Origin of the sequence: Variovorax sp. RTB1 (genome assembly GCF_035018765.1) — a bacterium.
Lineage (GTDB): Bacteria > Pseudomonadota > Gammaproteobacteria > Burkholderiales > Burkholderiaceae_C > Variovorax.
In genome coordinates this window covers 1-516 of record NZ_JASJXG010000121.1, presented here as the reverse complement: position 1 = coordinate 516, position 516 = coordinate 1, and the positions used below count along the sequence as shown (strand labels likewise).

1 protein-coding gene is annotated in these 516 nt (G+C 58.9%); it reads left to right on the top strand.

The features are described from left to right. Positions 1 to 516 (top strand): hypothetical protein (locus QN397_RS26620; protein ID WP_323502521.1); only part of this gene is annotated, 516 nt, incomplete at both ends.

Below are 516 nucleotides of genomic sequence, written 5' to 3'. Positions count from 1 at the left end.
GGTCTCCTCAACGGAAGTCCACGCGAGCGCCATCGACGCGCTGCAGCAAGGCCGCTACATCCTGGGGGCGTCGCCATGGGTGCTGTACCTATCCTTGGCACTTTCAATGTGGTCGGTGTTTTTTGCGTTCGACAGGGCACCAAAAGCAGCACCGCTCGTGGCCGTCGCTTTTGTCGGCATCTGTTTCGGGATCAGCGCTTTGCTGCTGGGCCTGTTCCGCCTCTGGATACCGCCCTCGTTTTTCGTGTTGGAAATCGTGCCTGCCTATTTGCTGTGGAGCTGGCAAAACATGCACGGTGTCCTCGGCTTTTTGAAGGAGAACATCATTGCGCTGAGTGTGCTGCCGGACGGCAAGTCCGATGCGGGCAGGTCGTCCCTCCTCAGGGCAAATGATCCGGTGGATCGGTACGTCGGCGCTCTCAATCACGCAATCGTGCGACTCATGCGATTGGAGGCATACATGCGGTTCTCGCTGTTGAAACTTCCCATCGCCGTCGTGCTGTGCCGATCCGACGG